This is a genomic window from Olivibacter sp. EAT-5, from assembly GCF_044784325.1.
Lineage (GTDB): Bacteria > Bacteroidota > Bacteroidia > Sphingobacteriales > Sphingobacteriaceae > Olivibacter > Olivibacter oleidegradans.
Genome location: NZ_CP173028.1, coordinates 1,973,654 through 1,993,131 on the forward strand (window position 1 = coordinate 1,973,654; position 19,478 = coordinate 1,993,131).

The following is a 19,478-nucleotide window of genomic DNA, read 5'->3' on the forward strand; positions in this document are numbered from 1 at the left end:
GTATGCCCAGTGCATCTTTGAATCTGTTAGGTTACATTCATATAAAATAGTATAAAGCTCTCAATATGAGAAACATCTCGTTACTTTTTAGAAGTGTTGTAAAGTCCTTGATCTTAGTTTCAGTACTAAGTATGGCAGCTGTGTCTGCCCGTGCGCAGGACGTTAAAGAAGGGGCGTCTCTGTTTAAACAGAAATGTACCTCGTGTCACGCCATCGATAAGGATCTGGTTGGCCCTGCATTGAAAGATGTAAGCAAAAGACATGAGGAAGAATGGTTGATTAAGTGGATTAGAAATTCACAGGCTTTAGTTGCTGCGGGAGACGAACAAGCGGTTGCGCTTTTTGAAGGGCACAACAAGGTCGTGATGACTCCTTTCCCTGATTTGTCCGATGACAATATCAAAAACATATTAGCCTACATCGACGATGCTTCACAGGCTCCTGCCGGTGGAGATGGTAAAACTGCGGGAGGTGATGCTGCAGCTGCCAAGAGCGATGACGTGAGTGATTTTATGCTGTACGGATTGATTGCGGTAATTGTAATCGCGTTCATTGTGATTGTTGTGCTGAACCGTGTTATCAAAACCTTGGAACGAATCATTCTTAACAAAAAGGTGCTTATTGAGGAAGAAGAGGAAGAAACAGAAGGTAAAGACTACTTAGGGACCCTTAAAAAGTTAGCTAAGAATAAAAAATTGGTTTTCTTCTTTGTACTTGGCTTGGTAGCTTTCCTTGGTTCGGCAGGTTGGAAAACATTGTGGAATGTCGGTGTTCACCAAGGTTATAAACCGGTTCAACCGATTAAGTTCTCTCACCAATTGCATGCGGGCGTTAATCAGATCGAATGCCAATACTGTCATTCGGGCGCATTTAAATCAAAAAATGCTTCCATTCCTTCTGCGAACGTTTGTATGAACTGTCATAAATACGTTACAGCCAGTGAGAAGTATAATGGAGAAACTTCACCTGAAATCCAAAAAATCTACAATGCATTGGATTGGGATGGTCAAAAGTATGGACCTAATCAACGTCCAATTCAATGGGTTAGAATCCATAACTTGCCCGACTTCGCTTACTTTAATCACTCGCAACACGTTTCAGTTGCAGGAATCGAATGTCAGCGTTGTCATGGACCGATTGAGACCATGGAAGAAGTTTATCAATACTCTCCTTTAACCATGAAATGGTGTGTGAATTGCCACCGTGAAACAGAAGTTAATCACAAGGACAATGCATACTACGATCAGCTGATCGCTGCTCATGAGAAACTAAAAGAGGGCGACAAGATTACAGCTGCATCACTTGGTGGCCTTGAATGTGGTAAATGTCATTATTAATAAATTGAGAATACGCATCTTTAATATATATAGCTTAAATGGATAGCAACAAGAAATATTGGAAAGGCTTAGAAGAACTGGAACAAACACCTGCTTTTGTAAAAAACAGCAAAGGTGAGTTCGCAGAATCCCTTCCTATAGAGAACGTATTAAACGAGGCCGGTTTAAGTACAAAAACACCTCGTCGCGACTTTTTGAAAGCGTTAGGTTTTGGATTGGGAGCAGTTTCGCTAGCGGCTTGCCAAAGCACCCCGGTACATAAATCTATACCCTATTTAATAAAACCGGAGGAAGTGACTCCGGGTATTCCAAATTATTACGCGTCTAGTTACAACGGTCAGAGTATCTTGGTTAAAACGAGAGAGGGTAGACCTATATTGATCGAACCGAATCCTAAATCAATCGGTGTAAATCGGGGAACCGATGCAGCAACGCAGGCATCCGTTTTAGACCTTTATGATATGTCCAAGTTGAAAGGACCGAAGATCAAAGGTAATGAAGCGGATTGGGAGTCGGTTGACGCACAAGTTAAAGCAGCCTTAAATGCAGCTAACAGCGCCGGTAAACAAATACGAATCATCTCATCTTCCATCAATAGCCCTTCAGCATTAGCTGCAATAGCAGGTTTCATCGCCAAATACCCAACTGCTAAGCTGGTTGAGGTAGATGCCGTGTCCTATGCGGGTATTATAAAAGCAAATCAAGCAAGTTTCGGTAAGGCCGCTATTCCTCACTATCGTTTTGATAAGGCGGATGTGATCGTGAGTGTGGGTGCGGATTTCTTAGGAACTTGGTTAGCGGGAGAAGAGCATACACAACAATATGCCGATAATCGCGGATATAAGTCGCTTGAAAACAAAAAAATGTCGCGTCATATTCAATTCGAAAGTGGATTAAGTATGACTGGCGCAAATGCAGATGCGCGCGTTGCGGTTAAGCCTTCCGAGGAAGCTGCGGTGCTTGTCTCATTGTATAACGCAATTACAGGAGCTTCTTTGGCAGGAGGTCTTTCGGCTAATGAAAAGGCACAAAAGGTAGTTGGTCTTGTATCAAAAGAACTTCTGAATGCAAAAGGCAGATCGGTGGTGGTAGCAGGAAGTAATGACGTTGCTTTGCAAACACTTGCCAATGCCATCAATGCAGCCTTAAACAATTACGGAAGCACGATCGATTTAGATAATGTATCTTATCAGTATAAAGGAAATGATTCTGACTTTACAACTTTCTTGAATGAAGCTGCTGCTGGTCAAGTAGACGTAGCCTTTTTCTTAAATGTGAATCCGGCATACGATTATTTTGACCGCGAAAAAGTCAAAGGCGCTTTAGCCAAAGTTAAGCTCAAAGTATCTTTTGCTGATCGTGAGGATGAAACGGCGGAATTGGTAGATATCTTAGCGCCTAATCATAACTATTTAGAGTCTTGGGGAGATAGTAACGCAAGAGAAGGGTACTTTACAGTCGTTCAACCTACAATCAATCCGGTATTTAATACCCGTCAAGCTGAGCAAAGCTTACTTATATGGTCAGACAATGCGCTTGCTTACCATGATTTTGTAAAAGAAAACTGGGAAAAGAATATACTAGCCGGCACCGGTAAAACCTGGGAAAATGTGCTGCAAGCTGGCTTTGAATATAAAGGCGACAAACCCGCACAAGCTTATAGCTTTGCAGGAGATGTAAACGCAGCTGCTGCGGCTGCAGTGAGCGCTAGCAAAGCCTTGGCTAAAGATGTGGAAGTACAATTATATCAAAGTGTGGCCATAAGAGATGGTAAACAGGGAAATAACGCGTACTTGCACGAGTTACCGGATCCTATTTCAAAGGTGACTTGGGACAACTACGTCGCCATTGCGCCTAAATTTGCAGAGAGCTTAGGGCTTGGTGAGAATAGCGTAGTAAAGGTTACAGGAGAGAACGGCTATTCAGTGGAACTGCCGGTGCTGTTGCAACCGGGACAAGCTCAAGGTACAGTGTCTATTGCTATTGGATACGGTAGAACGAAGGCTGGTAAAGCAGGGAACGAGGTTGGACAAAATGCGTATCCATTTGCTAAGTTCGTGAATGGTACACTCCAATTTAATACAACCGCTAAGTTAGAAAAGGTTTCAAGAACCTATGAATTAGCACAAACACAAACACACCATACCATTGAAGGACGCAATGTAATCAGGGAAACTACTTTTAAAGATTACGTGAAGGACCCTGCGCACGGAAGCGGTAATCATGGCGAAAAGCATAAGACTTACGACTTGTGGGATAAGTTTGAGTCGCCGGGGCATAAATGGGTTATGGCGATCGACCTGAATGCTTGTACGGGATGTGGTGCCTGTGTGGTGGCTTGTAATGTGGAAAACAATGTGCCGGTTGTCGGACGGGATGAAGTACGTCGCCGCCGCGAAATGCACTGGTTAAGAATTGACCGCTATTATAGCTTCGAGCATGATGGCGAACAAGTAACAGAGGAAAAGGAATTAGACAGACTAAGCAGAGAAAATGCTAATCTGGATAATGTATCGGTTGTTTTCCAACCCATGCTGTGCCAACATTGCGATCATGCCCCTTGCGAAACCGTGTGTCCGGTATTGGCTACCGTTCACTCTTCAGAAGGCTTGAACCATATGGCTTATAACAGATGTTTTGGTACACGTTACTGTGCGAACAACTGTCCATATAAAGTACGTCGTTTTAACTGGTTCAACTATTGGAATGATTCGCGCTTTGATAATTACCTGAACAATGAGTTCACTCAATTAGTGTTGAACCCGGATGTTACCTCTAGATCACGTGGTGTGATGGAAAAATGTACCATGTGTTTACAACGCATCCAAGGTGGAAAATTGAAAGCGAAATTGGAAAAACGTAAGTTGAGAGACGGTGATATAAATACGGCTTGCGCAGCAGCATGTTCTGCTAATGCCATTATCTTCGGCGATATCAATGATCCTAATTCAGAGGTATCAAAGGCGTTGAGAAATGAGCGTGTTTATTATGTACTGGAAGAAATTAACGTACAACCTAACATTGGTTATATGACTAAAGTTAGAAATACTTTTGAAGCTTAATCGGTTTAATTGATCTGAAAAAATAAGAATATGTCATCGCATAACGAATCAATACTTAGAGAACCATTAGTTACCGGTAAGAATATTACTTATGCCAAGGTAACGAATGATATTCTCGTACCTGTAGAGAATAAACCAAATGCGGCTTGGTGGATTGGTTTCACTGTAGCTGCTTTGGGTGCGCTACTATGGGTTTTTAGCGTAAGTTATACATTTTGGACGGGTATCGGCGCTTGGGGCCTAAACAAAACGGTAGGCTGGGCATGGGATATTACCGACTTCGTATGGTGGGTGGGTATCGGTCACGCAGGAACGTTGATTTCTGCGGTATTGCTTCTTTTCCGTCAAAATTGGCGTAACTCCATCAACCGCTCAGCAGAGGCGATGACAATCTTCGCCGTAATCTGTGCCGCAACTTATGTCGTTGCTCACATGGGGCGTCCTTGGTTGGCGTACTGGATTTTCCCGCTACCGAACCAATTCGGTTCATTGTGGGTGAACTTCAACTCCCCCCTTGTATGGGATGCTTTTGCGATCTCTACCTATTTTACAGTATCCTTAGTGTTCTGGTATACAGGTTTATTACCGGATATTGCAACGGTTCGCGACCGCGCTACTGGCTTAAGAAGAAGAATATATTCGATCTTGTCGTTCGGCTGGACGGGTAATGTGAAGACTTGGCAACGCTTTGAAATCGTATCATTGATATTAGCCGGTATTTCTACACCGCTGGTACTTTCAGTGCACACCATCGTATCAATGGACTTTGCAACCTCGGTTATCCCGGGATGGCATACAACCATTTTCCCTCCTTACTTTGTGGCGGGTGCGATTTTCTCGGGTTTTGCCATGGTTCAAACCTTACTCTTGATTACCCGGAAAGTTTTGAATTTCGAAAACTACATAACCATGTTCCACATCGAGTCAATGAACAAGATCATCATGGTTACCGGGTCTATTGTAGGGGTTGCTTATCTTACCGAGTTGTTTATCGCTTGGTACTCAGGTTCAGAATATGAAATGTATGCTTTCGCCAATCGTGTTGCAGGGCCATATTGGTGGGCATATTGGTCGATGATGACTTGTAACGTTATCTCTCCCCAGTTATTTTGGTTTAAGAAAATACGCACTAGTATTCCAATTTCATGGGTGTTATCGATCGTAGTGAATATCGGTATGTGGTTTGAACGTTTCGTAATTATCGTTACTTCTTTGCACCGCGACTATATTCCTTCAAGCTGGGCTATGTTCTATCCAACCTGGACAGATGTAGGTGTGTTTGTTGGATCGATTGGTTTATTCTTTACCTTATTCTTGTTATTCCTTCGCGTATTGCCAGGTATAGCAATTGCAGAGGTTAAATTATTATTGCATTCCGCTAGTCACCAGCAAAAACTCAAATTGATCAAAGAAGGGCATTTGAAATCGGAGCAGGTTGAATTCTATAAAGAATCGCTCGACAAGTATGATAGTGTCAGCGAAGAGGAAATTAAAGAATTAGCAAAATAAAAAGATGAGCGACACAAAATATATTTTAGGACATTTTGAACATCCGGACGATTTGATGGATGGAATAGATAAGTTGCAAAAGAGTAACGTTTCTATTTACGATGTATATACACCCATGCCAATACACGGTATTGAGGCAAAATTAGGTGTTCCGCCATCTCGTTTGCCAATCGTAGCTTTCATATGTGGTATTACCGGAACCATCTCTGGTATCAGTTTGCTATATTATACACTGCATAAAGACTGGCCTATGATTATCGGTGGTAAACCGACGTTGCCAATGCCCGATTTTGTTCCCGTAACATTCGAGCTAACTATCCTGTTTTGTGCGTTGGGTATGGTGGCTGCATTTTACTTCAGAAGCCATCTTTTTCCGGGAAGAGCTCCACGAGTAATGGATTTGCGCGCAACGGACGATCGCTTCGTAATTGCAATTGATGCTAGATCGAACACCGATCACGAAAAAATTGACAGCTTATTAAAAGACGCAGGTGCGGTAGAAGTACTGTACAATGAAAGGAAATATGTTAGCTATGAATAAGACTAGACTGTTTGGAACCGCATGTTTTGCAATAGCTTTCGCGGCGATAGTATCTTCTTGTGGAGATAAAACAACGCGGAGTACAGGATGGGAATTCTCAAGAAACATGTACGATCCAATAGGATATAATCCAGACCAACCCAATAAGAATTTTGCCAATGGGCAAACGGCTCAGACTCCACCGGAGGGAACTACTCCCGTAGGTTTTGAACGTTTTGATTATCCAAATACGTTAGAGGGCTACGAAGCAGCAAGTGTAAATGTGCACAATCCTTTGGAACGAAACGAAAAGAACCTAAAGGAAGGGGCTCATTTATTTCAGGCCTTTTGCTCGCCTTGCCATGGGCCTGAAGGGCATGGGGATGGAACCATTGTGAACATGGAGAAGTTTCCACCGCCACCTTCATATGCTACGGGCAACTCTTCCCGTGGAGGATTAATGAAGGACTTGACCGATGGTAAAATCTACCATACGATTACCTACGGATTAAATCTAATGGGCTCGCATGCTTCACAATTATCACCTGAAGAACGATGGAAAGTGGTGATGTATGTTCATGAATTGCAAAAAAAATAGTATTATAAACAGTTATATATCAAATGGGAACTCATAGTCACACTACATATAATTTTGACGAGCGCTTTGAATTCGTTGGAAAGGCGAAAACATGGAGCTTGGCAGCAATAATAATTGGTGTTATTGCGATTGTTGCGGGCTTTTATGTGGACGGTAGCCACCGCATGTTCGCCAATTTATTGTTAATGGGATATTATTTTACCTGTGTGTGTGCAGCAGGAGCTTGTTTCTTAGCTATCCAGTTTGTATCCCAAGCCGGATGGTCAACAGGCCTTTTACGTATTCCGCAAGCATTTGCCAGTGTATTACCGATCGCATCGATTATTTTGATCGTAATCACCGCTGCGGGCTTATTTACACATAATCTATACCATCATTGGCACGCCGATGGAATAACGGATCCGAATAGTCCTCACTACGATGCTTTAGTAGCAGGAAAGTCTGCTTTTCTAAATGTACCGGGTTTTTTTGCCAGACAGATTATATTTTTAGGCTGCTACAGCATTTTAGGTGCAGCCTTGTCTAAACTCTCTTATAGAGAGGACTTGGAAGGAAGTTTGAATTCTTATAAGAAGAGCTTCAAATTTTCTGCAATATTTCTTGTGATATTTGGTTTTACAACGCCTATATGGTCTTTCGATACCGTGATGTCTTTGGAGGCACATTGGTTCTCAACGATGTTCGGTTGGTATAACTTCGCTGCAATGTGGGTAAGTGGTTTATGTGCGATCACCTTAATAATTATTTTGTTGAAACGCGCTGGATACTTAGCTTGGGTGAATGAAAACCATTTACACGACATGGGTAAACTGATCTTCGGTTTCTCTATCTTTTGGACATACGTATGGTTTGCACAATTTATGTTGATTTGGTACGCAAACATACCGGAAGAAACGGTATATTTCTATAAAAGATGGGAACCCGAGTACAAACCTTGGTTTTGGTTGTCAATAATCATTAACTTTGTAGCTCCTGTTCTGATTTTGATGGATCGTGATGCTAAAAGAAAAGAAAATATCATGCTTTTTGTATGTATCCTGCTGTTAGCTGGACATTGGTTAGATTATTATATCATGATTATGCCCGGAACGGTTGAAAACCACAGAGGTTTTGGTCTAAGTGAGATCGGTTCGATATTAGGTTTCGTTGGTTTATTTACCTATTTAACCTTAGGTAAATTGAGTAAGCAACCGCTGGCCCCAAAGAACCATCCATTTTTGGAAGAAAGTCTTCATCATCAAATTTAGTTTCTTCGATTAGAAAGCGAATTGAAATACGAATAACCGTTAATATTGAAATGAGATATAGAAAGTACATCAATTTTAGAACGATCTTCGGCTTGGTAATGGCTGTTATGCTATCATTGCAAAGTCCAGCTTTTGCTCAGTCAGGAGATAGTACTGCTGCCAAGAACGATACCAGTGCTACTGTTTCAAGTTCAGAGTTGCAGGCTAAAGCGGATTCAGCCGGGACAAATGCGGCGGATACCACCGGTAATGCCGTTGCTGCAAAGACGCCCGCCGGGACAAGTGCAACCAGCAACGCTGCACAAGCAGCACAAGAAGAAGAAAAGTCAATAGACCCTCAGGTATATAAAAACTTCTTTTATTATGTGTTGTTGTTTTTCCTCGTGTGTATAGTGGTTGGTATTGTTGGTAAGATTATCCACGTTTACGAATTAACACGCGAAATGCAAGGAAAAGGAAAACGCGTGAACTGGAATAAGTTCAACGGCATTCTTTTCTTAATAAGCCTTTTTGTGGGATTGTACGGTGCTTATTGGTCATACGTACACCACGGTAGCCTAGCTTGGCACGAAGCGGCATCCGAGCACGGAGCAAAAATTGATAGTATGTTTATCACAACTACAGTGATTACAACCATTGTTTTTGTGCTAACGCATATCTTACTCTTTGGATTCTCATTCATATATAAAAGCAGTGGAAAGCGCAAAGCTTATTTCTATCCACATAATAACCTGATAGAAAAAATATGGACCATTGTTCCGGCCATTGTATTGACAATTCTTGTATTGTTCGGGTTTTTTACCTGGAGAAGTATAACGAATGTACCGGATGATGTAGCTAAAAATGCGCTGCAAGTGGAAATTACGGGCGAGCAATTCGCTTGGACGGTTCGTTATGGTGGAAGAGATAATAAAATTGGTAAAAGAAGTATTAAGTTGACAACCCCTTTGAACGGCTTGGGGATCGACTATAATGATAAAAATGCCTGGGATGATATAATGGGATCTGAAATAGTATTGCCGGTAGGTAAACCTGTTAGATTTACCATAAACTCTAAAGACATCCTACATAGTTTCTATATGCCGGATTTCAGAGTTCAAATGAACGCAGTACCGGGTATGGCTACGCATTTCCAAATGACTCCACGTTTCACAACGGAGGAGATGCGCGAAAAGTTGAACAATCCTGAATTTGATTATGTAATGCTTTGTGCTAAGATCTGTGGACAAGGACACTACAATATGCAGAAGACGGTACGTATCGTATCCGAAGCGGAATACAAAGAGTGGTTGGCATCGCAAACTTATTTCTTCAGCGATGACGTGAAGAAAGAATTCAAAGCTTCGCAAACAGCAAATCAAGAGGGGCAGGCGAAGGATAATAAACAATTGGCGTTAAATTATTAATATATAGAGGATAAGAGCTTATGTCAAGTATAGCAATTCCACATGCAGGCGATCATGGCCATGATGCTCACGGGCATCATCATGAAACGTTTCTGACGAAATATATTTTTAGTCAGGATCATAAGATGATTGCTAAGCAGTTTTTAATTACGGGTATCATCATGGCTTTTTTTGCTATGTTTTTATCCATCTTATTTAGAATTCAGTTAGCCTGGCCTGAAAAGGATTTCCCCATATTGGAAGTTTTCCTAGGCAAGTGGGCAGAGGGCGGTAGGATAAGGCCCGATTTTTTCCTTTCTTTGGTCACTATCCACGGAACGATCATGGTCTTCTTCGTGTTAACTGCTGGTTTGAGTGGTACTTTTAGTAACTTACTGATTCCATTGCAGCTGGGAGCGCGGGATATGGCATCGCCGTTTATGAATATGTTATCCTATTGGTTTTTCTTTTCGGCTTGCGTAGTGATGATTTCCTCCTTCTTTGTTGAAAGTGGACCTGCAAGTGCCGGATGGACCATCTATCCTCCTTTATCGGCTTTGCCACAGGCTATTCCGGGATCAGGAACAGGGATGACACTTTGGTTGGCAAGTATGGTGCTGTTTATTGCTTCACAGGTAATGGGGGGTATTAACTACATCAGTACCGTATTGAATATGCGCACGAAAGGAATGAGCCTTTGGAGAATGCCTTTGACTATCTGGGCGGTGTTTTTGACGGCCATTGTTGGTTTGTTATCGTTCCCTGTTTTGGTTTCAGCCGTGGTTTTATTGATCTTCGATAGAAGTATGGGTACCAGTTTCTATTTATCGGATATCATTATAGGTGGACAGATCTTACCAAATGAGGGTGGTAGTCCTATTTTATTCCAACACCTTTTCTGGTTCTTAGGCCACCCTGAGGTATATATCGTATTAATGCCTGCTTTAGGCTTAACGTCGGAAGTAATTGCGACTAACTCACGTAAGCCGATATTTGGTTACCATGCGATGGTATATTCACTGATTGGTATTACCGTACTGTCATTTATTGTATGGGGTCACCATATGTTCGTTACCGGAATGAATCCGTTCTTAGGTGGTGTATTTATGATTACTACCTTAATCATCGCGGTACCATCAGCGGTAAAAACGTTTAACTACCTAGCGACCTTATGGAGAGGAAATATCAAATTTACACCAGCGATGTTATTTGCTATTGGTTTGGTTTCATTCTTTATATCAGGTGGATTGACTGGTATCTTTTTGGGTAACTCCGCCTTAGATATTAACTTACACGATACCTATTTTGTTGTCGCGCATTTCCACTTGGTAATGGGTTCTGCATCTATTTGTGGAATGCTTTGTGGTGTTTACCATTGGTATCCAAAGATGTTTGGACGAATGATGAACGATAAATTGGGTTATCTCCATTTCTGGATGACGTTTATTGGGGCATATTTGGTATTTTTCCCGATGCACTTTATGGGAATAGATGGTGTTCCCCGCCGTTATTATTCGTTCACTAATTTCCCATTCATGCAAGAATGGTTGACGGTCAACGTCTTTGTAACATGGGCGGCTATTATCGCTGGGTTTGGACAAGTAGCATTCTTGTTTAACTTCTTCTATTCAATTTGGTTTGGTAAGAAGGCAACACAGAACCCATGGAAATCTAATACCCTGGAGTGGACAACACCGGTAGAGCATTTACACGGAAACTGGCCGGGCGAGATCCCAACAGTTTATCGTTGGCCTTACGATTATAGTAAACCGGGACATGATGATGATTTTATTCCACAAACGGTTCCTTTCTCAGAAACGATGAGTTCTAACTTGCCACACGATTTTGAAGGGGATGCTGTTGCTGAGCAAATTCAACGCGAGTGGGATAAGGAGCATGGTGTCGAAAGAGAATTACATCATTAATAGTTTTGAATAAAGAACTTGGGGTATCTGCCTAAGCTTATAAGCTAATCGGGTGCCCCATTTTGTGCTAAATGAGTGTCTATTTACCTGGCGAGAGGAGATTTGTAGTAGTAAATAAAATTACTATTCTAGCGCTCTTTTTGCTTATCCTGGCCGGTGGAGTGGTGAGAAGTACCGGTTCGGGAATGGGCTGTCCGGATTGGCCAAAGTGTTTTGACCAGTACGTACCGCCAACAAACGAGTCTCAGTTACCTGAAGGGTACGAGCAAAAGTACATTGACAATCGGGCAAGAAAGAACGAACGCTTTGCAAAGACATTGGATCTATTCGGATTCGCCGAGTTAGCTGAGGAGTTGAGAAATGATAAGAGCATTCTTCAACATGAGGAGTTTAATGCGGCTAAAACATGGACGGAGTATATCAATAGGTTAGTTGGTGCAGTTACAGGGTTTTTCCTTTTATTGTGTGCTGTTTTTTCCACTGCGTTCCTGAAAAGTAAAAAGCGTATTTTCTATTTCAGCGTACTCAATTTATTTGTTGTATTTCTACAGGCTTGGCTTGGTTCCATTGTTGTTTCCACCAATTTATTGGCATGGGTAATTACCGTGCATATGTTGTTGGCATTGGTTATATTGGCAATTAGTATTTACACCTATTTCCAAGCTAAAGTGTTAAGAGACAGTAGCCTGTTGATCAACAGAGGGAATAAATCAGCAAAATTGCTTGCTCTAGTGGTTTTGGTGCTTATTGTTGTGCAGGTAATACTGGGGACAACGGTGCGAGAGGAAATCGATTTCATTGCGTCGTCATCTGACAATCGCGCTGAATGGGTATCGAAGCTAAGTAACTACTTTAACTACCATCGTGATATAGCTATAGGAGTCTTTGTTCTGTGCCTATTATTATTCTTTTTGGTTCGAACGAGATACGCGCATAAAAGTGTACAGAGCGGAATTGTTAATCTGATCGTTCTACTCGTTATTTTGCAGCTCGCCACAGGCTTTATTCTTTCGTATTTGGGAGTTCCGGCTTATGCTCAAACCACACACTTGGTGTTGGCTAGCTTGTTGTTTGGAGCTCAATATTACCTCATGCTCTTACTGGGAAAGACGAGCGAATACATAGGTCAGTAAATTGATTAAAGTGAAGGATTTTATAAGTGATTTAAAGCAGTTAATAAAAGTTCGACTTTCTTTTACAGTCGTATTTTCTGCATCAATTGCTTTTCTTGTCGGGAGTAGGGCACAAGGAGATATCAATTGGTTAAATTGGGCTATTCTAACGATAGGCGGATTACTGGTGACGGGTTCTGCTAATGGTTTTAATGAGATTATTGAACGCGATCTCGACAAATTAATGAAGCGGACAGCGGATAGACCTTTACCATCGGGCAGAATGACGTCGGGACAAGCACTGGTTTTAAGTTTGTTGATGGGGTTAGTCGGCACACTTTTATTGGTTCGATTAAATTTCCTTACAGGAGTACTGTCGGTATTTTCAATTTTGATGTATGCGTTCTTTTATACGCCCTTAAAGCAGAAGTCGCCCATTGCCGTTTTTGTTGGTGCATTTCCGGGAGCCTTGCCGCCGCTTATTGGGTATTTTGCAGCTTTTAAGGAACCGTTCATTGACGAGATACCACTAATTTTATTTGGAATTCAATTCGTTTGGCAGTTTCCCCATTTTTGGAGTATCGCTTGGGTACTTGATGAAGATTATAAGCGAGCAGGATTTAGGTTGCTACCCACCACGAGGAAGGATACGATAAGTGCCTTTATGGTCTTTTTATCTGCAGCACTACTCATACCTGTCTCTTTGTTACCTACTTGGTATGGTTTTGCAGGATATACGCTCGCAGTTGTGTCGCTTTTGGCGGGGTTAGTATTTGCTTATTTTGCATTGCAGCTATTTTTGAAAAGGGACTTGGCTTCGGCAAGGAAAGTAATGTTTACATCTTTTTTCATATTACCGTTAATGCAATTAGTGTTGTTGTTTGATTTTATTAAGATATGATAATGGTTCAACAAACGGATAATAATAATTATCTAACGTCTTTAAAGGCGAAGAAATTCTCTTTATACGTTTTTTTAGTGGTATCATTCATGCTCTTCGCCGCTTGGTCCAGTGGTTTTATTGTTTATTCGGCGGGAGGGGAAGATAAGGGCTTAAAAACGTTATTACCTAATACTTTTATTTACAGTACGATCAGTATTGTGCTAAGCAGTTTTTGTATGCATTTAGCTTATGGATCGGCTAAAATCGGCAATGTCGTAAAACAACGTTTATGGTTAGGGCTGACCATTCTGCTAGGCTGCTTGTTTTTCTTCCTGCAATATAGTGCCTGGATGGAGCTGGCTAGAAATGGCGTGATGTTCATTAATAATAATGCATCCCAGTCTTTCATCTACGTCTTTGTATGGGCGCATCAAGCGCATATCTTGGCTGGTATCATTGTACTGTTAAATGCTTTTTTTAAAGCTAATAATGGGAACCCTTTAATTAAAAATCGTTTTAGAATGGAACTTGCCACTATTTTCTGGCATTTTCTGGATATTCTATGGATATATATATATGTTTTCTTACTTTTGAATCAATAAAACTAATTAAATGAGTACTACTGTATCGCAATTAGATCAAGTGAAATCTGGACCATGGAATGGTGGTAGATCTCCTTTTGCCATGGAGTATGGCAAAATTATGATGTGGTTTTTCCTGGTATCAGATGCCTTTACTTTCTCCGCCTTTTTGATTTATTATGGTGCACAGCGTTTTGCCCAGGTAACCTGGCCTAATCCGGATGATGTTTTTCAATCCATTCCCGGAATTGCCGATCATGGTTATCCGTTGGTCTTTGTGGGGATCATGACTTTTATACTGATCATGAGCTCGGTTACCATGGTGTTAGCAGTAGAAGCAGGACATCGCAATGCTAAAAAAGAAGTAGTAGGATGGATGATTGCTACCATTATCGGCGGTTTGATGTTTTTAGGCTGTCAGGCTTTAGAATGGTCGCATTTGCATCACGAAGGATATTGGTGGGGCAGTATACCTACGCATTATGAAGGTATTGATAAATTAGGAGCCCAACAATTCGCTAATCTATTTTTTACCATTACAGGCTTCCATGGGTTTCACGTAACCACCGGTGTAATCATCAATATCATCATTCTCTTTATGACGATGGCAAATGTATTTGAAAAAAGAGGAACCTATTTGATGATCGAGAAAGTAGGGTTGTACTGGCACTTCGTTGACTTGGTTTGGGTGTTTGTATTCACTTTCTTTTACTTGGTTTAATTTTTCATTCCTTACGATATACAAATGAGCGAACATAATTCACATATGGAACATACACATGAAGAGCATCATGCTGATATGTCTAAAAAGTTGATCTGGAAGGTTTTCTTTTATTTATTAGCGATTACCTGCCTAGAGTTTTTCATTGCATTGGCATTAGTTTATCATGGGCCTCTTGAAAAAGGACCTTTAGTTAATTTCATCTATATAGTGCTTACACTAGTGAAGGCTTATTATATTGTGGCCTATTTTATGCACTTAAAGTTTGAGAAAATGGGATTTATAGTGTCGACACTCATTGTGTTTGTCTTTATTATATATTTCATTATTCTGCTATTAACGGAAGGATCCTATCTGAGTATACATTTGAATCATGTATTCGGATAGTATTTTCTTTGTAGCGTCTTTCTCGATAGATTGATTAGAGTGGTATATTACGCAGAATGAAAGATCAAACAAAGTCCTTTTCAATAAAGAAGATTGCAATCCTGGTAACCATATTGGCTTTACCGGGATTTTGTTATTATCTACTTCAGGAAAAGGGCGAGAATCGTTATAAATCGTTACCCTTTTATGGCGAAAAGAAATTAACGGGAACTTTTCATACCAAGCGCGGTAAACAGATTCCCGATACACTTTATCATGCCGTGCAACCTTTCAGCATGTTAAACAGCGATAGCTCTACGGTAACCTTTAAACCGGATAGCAGTGTGGCAGTTATTAATTTCTTCTTTACAAAGAACGAGAAGCTAGCGAAGCCTATTAACCAAGTGATGCAACAGATTGCCAAACGTTTCGAAAAAAACGCCATGGTTGAGCTTTATTCGGTTAGCATTGATCCTTATAGTGACACACCCTCCGTTTTGAAACAATATAAGGAAGGGTGGGGTAAGTTTAGAAATTGGTATATGCTATCACCGGCGAACTACGAAGAAGTTATAACGTTGGCCAAAGATGGCTTGCTGTTAGATGTTGTTTATGACCCAAAAGCGCATACCCCTGTTACGCATAGTTCATCAATCGTTCTATTGGATTCAAAACGAAGAATAAGAGGGTACTACGACGCCTTGGTTAAAACGGATGTTGATAAACTGATTGACGAAATTAAGTTGTTATTAACGGAAGAATTTAGAAATATAAGCATAAGACAATAATGAGTGATAAGGCTATCTTTAGATTGGTTTGGGGCGTATCGGTTTTTGTTTTTGTCGTGGTTGCACTATTGCAAAGTGGACTGATCGCCTGGAAAGTTATACCGGATTGGGTTTTCTATTTGCCTAAGGCGAATGCCATGATTAATGGAACTTGCACCGTCTTGCTCATCATCTCTTTCTTTTATATTCGGAAAGGAAATATTACAATGCACAAAAGGCTGAATATCATTACCTTTATACTTTCTTCGCTTTTCCTGGTGCTTTATATAATCTATCACTCCACCGGTAATGAGGCAAAGTTTGGGGGACAAGGAATTATTCGTCCCATTTATTTCTTTATATTGATAACGCATATTGTGCTCTCGGCCATTGTACTGCCCCTTGTTCTGTTCAGTTTTTACAGAGGGATGAAGATGCAAGTTGAAAAGCATCGTAAATTAGTACGTTGGAGTTTTCCTATTTGGTTATACGTCACCATTACAGGCGTAATCGTGTACTTAATGATGGCTCCCTACTACAATTAGTCGATAAACTAGCTTCGTGTAAGTAATTTTTATTGCGTAATTTCGTTTTCTATAATAAGGATCAATAAAAAGTTGCGCTATACTAAACAGATTAGCTTTATCATTTAAAAATAAGCAAATGAAAAAGATTCTCAGAATAGCTGGATTGCTGTTTTTTTTGACAATTGCTGCTGTCAGCTATGTCAAACCGGTGTATGCACAATGCGCGATGTGTACTTTAAATGCTGAGCAATCGGTGAAAGATGGCAACAGTCAAGGCAAAGGCTTAAACAAAGGGATATTGTTTTTATTAGCTATGCCTTATTTGGCGGTAGGCGCCGTAGGATATATGTGGTATAAAAAATATCGAAGGAAGCAGGTTGATGTTAATTTCAAACACGACCCGATCAATCTCAACTAGTTTTCATGGAGGCATGGCGGGTAGGAGCAAGATACGTGCGTTAATAGAAGCCCGATGCCCTCAATGCAGAACGGGAAAAATGTTCATTGGTGGTACATATGGCTTTCGTAAACAACGAACTAATGATATTTGTCCATACTGCGGCTTGGAATTTGAAATTGAACCCGGCTACTTTTATGCTGCTATGTATGTAAGTTATGCCATGGCAGTTTTGGAAGTAATCACCATCGGCTTGACAACCTACTTAATTACCGGAAGTGAGTCTCCTTGGCTCTATTCGATTGTGTTGTTTATAGCAGTATTGCTTTTGGCCCCATTTAATTATCGATATTCGCGACTGATTTTGCTGTATTTTCTGACGCCCAAGATTAAATACAATCCAAAATATCAGTTGGATGATTGAGATCAGTTTTTCTTTTATTTAAACGCTATGATACTTTTTAATAAGGCTTTTTGCTTGTTTCTATTTATTGCTTTACTTATAAGTAGTTGCAAAGTGATGTCCCCGAAAGCCTATCAAGCTATGCTAAATGTGCAGGATTCATTAAATCAAGGTTGGCGGACAGCTCAAATCAAAAATGACAACTTAGAAGATGAACTGGCGAAGCTAAGGGCCGACACAGCATCATTGGGAAGAAGGCTTGCTTCATTGGAAGAGAATTTGAGCTCAAGCTCAAGTGAGGCGAAAAAACTGGCCGCAAATTTAGCTGAACGCGAGGAACGCCTAAAAGAGGTAGAAGATGTACTGCGGAAACGAGAGGAAGCAGGTAATCAATTAAAAGATAAGTTGCAACGTGCGCTGTTGGGATTTAAGGAAAGCGGGTTGACCGTTGATATGCGGGAGGGTAAAGTATATGTCCTACTTGCTGATAAATTACTCTTTTCTTCGGGAAGTATCATAATTGATCAGCGTGGGAAACAAGCTTTGGCCGAGTTAGCCAAAGTTTTGAATACGCAGCCCGAAATCAATATGGCCGTTGAAGGTCATACAGATAATCAGAAGGTGAGAAGCTTGGGACAAATAAAGGATAATTGGGATCTCAGCGTTTTGAGGTCAACTTCGGTTGTCAGGTATCTAACAGAGGAAGAGGGAATCGATCCAAAGAGGCTAATAGCAACGGGAAAGGGCGAGTTTACCCCTGTAGATACCGCAGACACACCCGAGGCTAGGAGTGCTAACAGAAGAATAGAAATTGTTCTTTCTCCAAAGCTGGATGAGCTTTATGAATTGATAAAATAGTAGGTAGTTGAATAGCGGGATAGTTGAGTGGTTGAATGGTCGAGTGCTATTTAACAACTTAACCACTCAACTATTCAACTACGAACTAAAAAGGATTATTGATATCGGCAAGCAACGGTAATTGAAGATCCTTGTCTGATAAAATCAGCTCCTCTTGTGGTAAAGGCCATTGGATGTTAAAGGTAGGATCATTGTAACGAACGCCGATTTCATTTGCCTTATCATATTTACCGGTTACTTTGTAACAGAAAATAGTGTTCTCTTCCAGAGCAACAAAACCATGTAAAAAGCCTACAGGTATCCATAGCATTTTGGCATTTGCCTCACTAAGTTCAATGTGGAAGGTTTGGCCAAAGGTAGGTGAGTTTTTTCTAATATCCACAGCGACATCGATCACACTTCCCTTAATTACTCGGACAAGTTTTCCCTGGGCATGAGGACCTGCTTGTGCATGTAAACCACGAAGCGCGCCTTTACAGGAAACCGACTGATTATCTTGGACGAATTTTTCGTCAATGCCATTTTCCCTAAATAATGCTTCGTTATAAGTTTCAAAAAATTGTCCTCGGTTATCTTCCCATATTTTTGGTTCAATAATAACGACTCCTTCGATAGGTGTTTTTACAAAATTCATATTTTATTAGTGTGTAGCTTATATCGTTTTTGTTATGTTCTTAATCGATGTACTCCATAAGGGTATCAAATAAGAAGAGATGTCCATAAAAATCTCCCTGCATCTTCTGTTGTAAAATAGTAAACAGTGATTCTTTGAACTTTAGTATGCCCTCTCTATTATTTGCTAGCAATTGAAGGCTGAACGAGTGCCCCTCATTGGGAGAGTCTAATATTTTTAAAAGTCTTATTTCCTCAAATAAAGAATGAGCTTTCACCAAGGGGATATATTCTGTTTTAAGCCATTCGGTGTACGCTAAAACTTTTTGATCAGAAATAATATGTGTAATATTAAATAAAATCATTCGGCTAAGATAGCAATCCTCTGGCATTAATAGTACTTGCCACGCTAAATCAGCGCAATCGCATGTCTTCTTAATCGATTCTGTATCGGTTTGAATTAAGCAAAAGAGCAATATTAATAGAAGATGACCGAGAAAAAGGTGTTTTATTATAAATGCTTATTGAATATTAAAGGCAGGTATACCGGAGCCAAAAGAAGTGTACTTTAAATGTTACGAGTGAGGTTTGAAAAAAAAAGCTTCTTTTGCTAACTTAACCATAAATATAAGGGCATACAAACCTGGCTGTATGTCTGAAAGAAATCA

The 19,478-nt window shown here is 40.6% G+C and carries 20 protein-coding genes; 18 read left to right on the forward strand and 2 right to left on the reverse strand.

From position 1 onward, the window contains the following. Nucleotides 1-65: 65 nt before the first annotated feature. The 18 genes from ACH11B_RS08050 to ACH11B_RS08135 all read left to right on the forward strand — a co-directional run bounded on the left by ACH11B_RS08050 (nucleotide 66) and on the right by ACH11B_RS08135 (nucleotide 18,198). A complete protein-coding gene (locus tag ACH11B_RS08050; protein WP_013664837.1) occupies nucleotides 66-1,337 on the forward strand; it encodes a cytochrome c3 family protein in 1,272 nt (423 codons plus the stop codon). Nucleotides 1,338-1,375: 38 nt separating this feature from the next. Beyond that, nucleotides 1,376-4,399 carry a TAT-variant-translocated molybdopterin oxidoreductase gene (locus ACH11B_RS08055; RefSeq protein WP_013664838.1) on the forward strand — a complete coding sequence of 1,008 codons (3,024 nt, stop codon included), beginning with the start codon at nucleotides 1,376-1,378 and terminating at the stop codon, nucleotides 4,397-4,399. A gap of 30 nt (nucleotides 4,400-4,429) precedes the next feature. After that, entirely contained in the window at nucleotides 4,430-5,908 is a 1,479-nt protein-coding gene (nrfD, locus tag ACH11B_RS08060; RefSeq protein WP_013664839.1) for an NrfD/PsrC family molybdoenzyme membrane anchor subunit, read from the forward strand. A gap of 4 nt (nucleotides 5,909-5,912) precedes the next feature. Beyond that, nucleotides 5,913-6,449, forward strand: a complete 537-nt coding sequence (locus ACH11B_RS08065) for a DUF3341 domain-containing protein (protein ID WP_013664840.1) — start codon at nucleotides 5,913-5,915, stop codon at nucleotides 6,447-6,449. Continuing rightward, entirely contained in the window at nucleotides 6,421-7,026 is a 606-nt protein-coding gene (locus ACH11B_RS08070) for a cytochrome c (RefSeq protein ID WP_013664841.1), read from the forward strand. Before ACH11B_RS08065 ends, ACH11B_RS08070 begins: the two co-directional genes overlap by 29 nt. A gap of 23 nt (nucleotides 7,027-7,049) precedes the next feature. Then, nucleotides 7,050-8,273, forward strand: a complete 1,224-nt coding sequence (locus tag ACH11B_RS08075; RefSeq protein ID WP_013664842.1) for a hypothetical protein — start codon at nucleotides 7,050-7,052, stop codon at nucleotides 8,271-8,273. 50 nt (nucleotides 8,274-8,323) lie between these two features. After that, nucleotides 8,324-9,679, forward strand: a complete 1,356-nt coding sequence (locus tag ACH11B_RS08080; protein WP_013664843.1) for a cytochrome c oxidase subunit II — start codon at nucleotides 8,324-8,326, stop codon at nucleotides 9,677-9,679. 20 nt (nucleotides 9,680-9,699) lie between these two features. Next, complete coding sequence (locus ACH11B_RS08085; RefSeq protein WP_013664844.1) at nucleotides 9,700-11,583, forward strand: cbb3-type cytochrome c oxidase subunit I; 1,884 nt, start codon at nucleotides 9,700-9,702, stop codon at nucleotides 11,581-11,583. Nucleotides 11,584-11,654: 71 nt separating this feature from the next. Then, complete coding sequence (locus tag ACH11B_RS08090; protein ID WP_013664845.1) at nucleotides 11,655-12,716, forward strand: COX15/CtaA family protein; 1,062 nt, start codon at nucleotides 11,655-11,657, stop codon at nucleotides 12,714-12,716. A gap of 10 nt (nucleotides 12,717-12,726) precedes the next feature. Further along, complete coding sequence (gene cyoE / locus ACH11B_RS08095) at nucleotides 12,727-13,596, forward strand: heme o synthase (protein WP_377613227.1); 870 nt, start codon at nucleotides 12,727-12,729, stop codon at nucleotides 13,594-13,596. Then, entirely contained in the window at nucleotides 13,593-14,180 is a 588-nt protein-coding gene (locus ACH11B_RS08100; protein WP_041387191.1) for a cytochrome c oxidase subunit 3, read from the forward strand. The genes cyoE and ACH11B_RS08100 overlap by 4 nt, the downstream gene beginning before the upstream one ends. 10 nt (nucleotides 14,181-14,190) lie before the next feature. Further along, on the forward strand, nucleotides 14,191-14,880 hold the full coding sequence (locus tag ACH11B_RS08105; protein ID WP_013664848.1) for a cytochrome c oxidase subunit 3: 690 nt from the start codon (nucleotides 14,191-14,193) through the stop codon (nucleotides 14,878-14,880). A 45-nt stretch (nucleotides 14,881-14,925) separates the two neighbouring features. Next, nucleotides 14,926-15,267 carry a cytochrome C oxidase subunit IV family protein gene (locus tag ACH11B_RS08110; RefSeq protein ID WP_013664849.1) on the forward strand — a complete coding sequence of 114 codons (342 nt, stop codon included), beginning with the start codon at nucleotides 14,926-14,928 and terminating at the stop codon, nucleotides 15,265-15,267. A gap of 56 nt (nucleotides 15,268-15,323) precedes the next feature. After that, entirely contained in the window at nucleotides 15,324-16,034 is a 711-nt protein-coding gene (locus ACH11B_RS08115) for an SCO family protein (RefSeq protein WP_013664850.1), read from the forward strand. After that, nucleotides 16,034-16,558 (forward strand): DUF420 domain-containing protein, encoded by a 525-nt coding sequence (locus tag ACH11B_RS08120; protein ID WP_013664851.1) that lies wholly within the window; start codon nucleotides 16,034-16,036, stop codon nucleotides 16,556-16,558. The genes ACH11B_RS08115 and ACH11B_RS08120 overlap by 1 nt, the downstream gene beginning before the upstream one ends. A gap of 118 nt (nucleotides 16,559-16,676) precedes the next feature. Beyond that, nucleotides 16,677-16,958: a hypothetical protein gene (locus ACH11B_RS08125; RefSeq protein ID WP_013664852.1), complete on the forward strand. Its 282-nt coding sequence runs from the start codon at nucleotides 16,677-16,679 to the stop codon at nucleotides 16,956-16,958. Further along, on the forward strand, nucleotides 16,921-17,361 hold the full coding sequence (locus ACH11B_RS08130) for a DUF983 domain-containing protein (RefSeq protein WP_013664853.1): 441 nt from the start codon (nucleotides 16,921-16,923) through the stop codon (nucleotides 17,359-17,361). The genes ACH11B_RS08125 and ACH11B_RS08130 overlap by 38 nt, the downstream gene beginning before the upstream one ends. 27 nt (nucleotides 17,362-17,388) lie before the next feature. After that, nucleotides 17,389-18,198, forward strand: a complete 810-nt coding sequence (locus ACH11B_RS08135; protein ID WP_013664854.1) for an OmpA family protein — start codon at nucleotides 17,389-17,391, stop codon at nucleotides 18,196-18,198. 85 nt (nucleotides 18,199-18,283) lie between these two features. Here ACH11B_RS08135 and rfbC read toward each other — a convergent pair whose 3' ends face one another. Beyond that, nucleotides 18,284-18,832, reverse strand: coding sequence for a dTDP-4-dehydrorhamnose 3,5-epimerase (gene rfbC, locus ACH11B_RS08140; protein WP_013664855.1), 549 nt, complete (start codon nucleotides 18,830-18,832; stop codon nucleotides 18,284-18,286). A gap of 40 nt (nucleotides 18,833-18,872) precedes the next feature. Continuing rightward, the gene (locus ACH11B_RS08145) at nucleotides 18,873-19,202 is read right to left on the reverse strand and encodes a DUF4286 family protein (protein ID WP_377613228.1); all 330 of its coding nucleotides are present in this window, start codon (nucleotides 19,200-19,202) and stop codon (nucleotides 18,873-18,875) included. Nucleotides 19,203-19,478 lie beyond the last annotated feature (276 nt).